Raw genomic sequence first — 2,977 nt, 5'->3', positions numbered from 1 at the left:
CATCCTCGCACTAAAAGTACGAGGTTTTCCGCGCTAACTGATAACGGCTTCCACGACGATGACTTTTCCATTTGCCTCGGTAAAAACGTTCATCGCGCAGCTGCCGCCAGTAAGGTGAAACGGAATGGGGTGACACCATGGCGGCCACCAGTTCGCGATCATGTCTGTCGTACTCCACCTGCGCAAAGGGCATACCGCCCTTGCCACTGGGGTGCTTATTTTTCATATACGATGGCACGCCACTGTTAAGAGACTCCGGGTAGGCAGACAAATACATACCCAGCGAGACCACATAGCGAATCACGGCATTCAGGATGCGTTGCTCATCGGCGTTCATAGACATACCGGATAGCCCAACGGTCTTCATGGCTTCCCGGTTGATAAAATCCGTCAGCTGTTCCGGCGTAAAAGCTGCCCGTAAAAGGGAAGGATTAAGGGTCGACTGAGGCTCCAGCGGATTATGAATACTGATAGTTAACCACTGCTCCGGCTGAGAGGCAGGCACTTCCATCTGGAAAGAAGAACCATACTGGCGGAGAAAATCATCATACCGCTGTTGAAGAGAGGACGCCTGCATCCAGCTCACCATCACGCCTTCAATGGTATAGCCTTCAAACAGCTGGGCAGTCGGCAGAGAAATCGTACTGAACTCATATGGCCAGGCAAACGAATCACCTTGCACCTTGCTCAAAGACACCTGCTGTAACCAGGCCGAAAGCGAGGGTTCCGGCACGATGATTCGCCCCTGACGCTCATGCCAGTATTCGAGCACAAGTGCCTCACCGTTGATACTGGTCATGGTTCTGGGGTCTTCTACCAGATCAAGAAACACTTCCTTTTCATGCTTCTTGGGCAACCCTACCTGCTTCAGGATGGAGCGGGTGAAACGACGTGTGAAACTGGGATAATGACGATAGGTACTGGCGGCGGACATCCGCATCTCCTTGCAATCTACAGCTGCCCCATACTTTGCCGCAAAAGCCTGCACGTTGCACAGTCCCGCTACATCAGAAACTGGAAAGGCTGGTTTCGGCCAGGAGCGGTCTTTTAGGAGCCGTTGATATAGCGCTTTAACGCCCGCAGTACGTGCAACTTTGTAATGAAGGCGCAGCCGCAATGGAAAAGCCGTAGCTGTGCCTGCGATTGTTAGGCAATCTCTTCACTTGGCCATGCTCAAAAGGTAGTTACGACCTTGAGCGGTAATATTCCATGCAATTGATCGGCGTGATGTGACAATTTGGGATGCTAAACCCTTTTCTTCCAAGCCAGCCATGAGCTGTCGCACGGCAGATACGGAAAGCTCTAAATTCTGAGCAAGACCGGTCGCCGTTCTGAAAGTGAAAGGACTGTCTTCGATCGCTTGCAATGCCTCTCGCTCTTGAGCAGAAACCTGAATCGTGGCGATTTTCCCAAATTGAGCGTCAGAGACATCGTCAGCATCGACTTCAGTTTCTCTAACTGCCATTGCCTCGACCTTTTTAGCCACATCGCGAAGCTTTGCGGAAAAGCCTACGCCGCTGAACTCAGAAAAATTTTCCAACCTCAGAAACGCCATGCAAACAGCAGAGAAGCCCGCCACAACGGCCATCTCTGCAGCTTTCCCTAATAAAGCCAGCACAACAAGAAGTAAGAATGATAATGGCACGAGCACTGAGAAAAGATCATCGTTTGAGGCGGTAAAGCTACAAATTCTGCCTAATACCTTCGTTTGACGCTCTGACTGTCTTTCTTTTTGAATCGACATACGACTCCCCTAAGTCAACAATTCGCCTAATGCCTCATATGACCGGCAGCAATAAACAGAGCGTCGAAGGAGCGGCGCTTATTGCTGCCCGAGTGCATGTGATCGTTATAACTTACTTTCCGGCAAGCTTTGCTGCTTCTTCTATCCACTTAGAAAGATCTTCTGAATTTGTATACTTATATGCCTTAAAGCCATTTTTTTCGACCTGACTCGGTATCGCTCCTGGAGAACCAGTATTGCCATCTTTATCTTTCAAGTGATGAATTTGTACAGCTACGAGGCCATTCCCCCTAGCTAAAGATTGCTCTATTTCATAATCAATATATTTACGGTCTTTAGTACCATAAGTAACAAAGACGACAGTCACTGAGGTGCGTACGAGCGCCTCGTCGATCATTTTTTTAATTTCTTTGTCACCTTTTTTCTTTGCCTCCTCCCACAAAGAGGCGTCTTGGAATCCCGCTGCTGCAGTTCCGGTTACATTAGGGATGCTACGTATTTGATTGACCTTCCAAACATACTTGTAAGTGCCTGATCACAAATTTCCGTGTAACATCGATTTTAAAATCACTGATACGGATAAACCTATGGCAAGGCGTCGCTTTGTTGATCCTCTCACAAAGTCTGAGCAGCAGGCACTAACCAAGGCCTATCACCAAAGCGAGAAGCGGGCTTTACGTCGACGTGCGAATGCCATCCTGCTGAGTGGTCAGGGCCATACCATCAACCAGATCAGTGACATTCTGCAGGTTCGCCGCGATGCCGTCTCTCGATGGCTCAAACAATGGGAAACGTTGGGGCTTGACGGGCTCGCCGATAAGCCCCGCAGTGGTCGGACACCTATTCTGGACGAGCACGACAACCAGCGATTGAAAGAAATGGTTGTTGAGCAGCCTCATCAGATTCGATCCTTACAGGCTCGGTTTCAGGAAGAGACTGGCAAGACAGTTAGCACGGTGACCCTTCGCCGGGCGTTGAAAAAAAAATGATCTCAGCTTCAAGCGCATTCGTCATTCACTGAAGGCACGGCGTAACGAAAGGGATTTCCGCAATACTCAGGGCCTCCTTAAGGCGCTTCAGCAGCAGGAAGACGAAGGCGAGCACGAGCTTTACTATTTTGATGAGTCAGGCTTTTCACAATCGTCGTCAGTGCCATACGCGTGGAGCCCTGTCGGTCAACCCTGCGAAGTGACCGCCTACTCTCGTAGCCGAAGACTAAACGTATTAGGGTTC

The 2,977-nt window shown here is 49.7% G+C and carries 2 protein-coding genes and 2 pseudogenes; 1 reads left to right on the top strand and 3 read right to left on the bottom strand.

Annotation, left to right across the window (positions count from 1 at the left end; translation table 11 throughout):
* Positions 1–10: 10 nt before the first annotated feature.
* The 3 genes and pseudogenes from INT19_RS18000 to INT19_RS17990 form a co-directional block, all read right to left on the bottom strand.
* Positions 11–934 (bottom strand): hypothetical protein, encoded by a 924-nt coding sequence (locus INT19_RS18000; protein WP_193061742.1) that lies wholly within the window; start codon positions 932–934, stop codon positions 11–13.
* A gap of 225 nt (positions 935–1,159) precedes the next feature.
* Positions 1,160–1,744 carry a hypothetical protein gene (locus INT19_RS17995; RefSeq protein ID WP_193061741.1) on the bottom strand — a complete coding sequence of 195 codons (585 nt, stop codon included), beginning with the start codon at positions 1,742–1,744 and terminating at the stop codon, positions 1,160–1,162.
* Between the two features lie 112 nt (positions 1,745–1,856).
* A pseudogene (locus INT19_RS17990) lies at positions 1,857–2,249 on the bottom strand (TIR domain-containing protein); the annotation flags it as partial.
* A gap of 82 nt (positions 2,250–2,331) precedes the next feature.
* On the opposite strand from INT19_RS17990, the pseudogene INT19_RS17985 reads away from it, so the two are divergent.
* Positions 2,332–2,977, top strand: a pseudogene (locus tag INT19_RS17985) (IS630 family transposase); the annotation flags it as partial.

The organism is Halomonas sp. 3A7M (genome assembly GCF_014897875.1).
Taxonomy (GTDB): domain Bacteria; phylum Pseudomonadota; class Gammaproteobacteria; order Pseudomonadales; family Halomonadaceae; genus Vreelandella.
This window is presented reverse-complemented; position numbering and strand designations above follow the sequence as displayed.

Bases quoted from the DNA above. Each gene is read 5' to 3' on its own strand.
- INT19_RS18000 (WP_193061742.1), bottom strand. From the start codon at position 934: ATGTCCGCCGCCAGTACCTATCGTCATTATCCCAGTTTCACACGTCGT.
- INT19_RS17995 (WP_193061741.1), bottom strand. From the start codon at position 1,744: ATGTCGATTCAAAAAGAAAGACAGTCAGAGCGTCAAACGAAGGTATTA.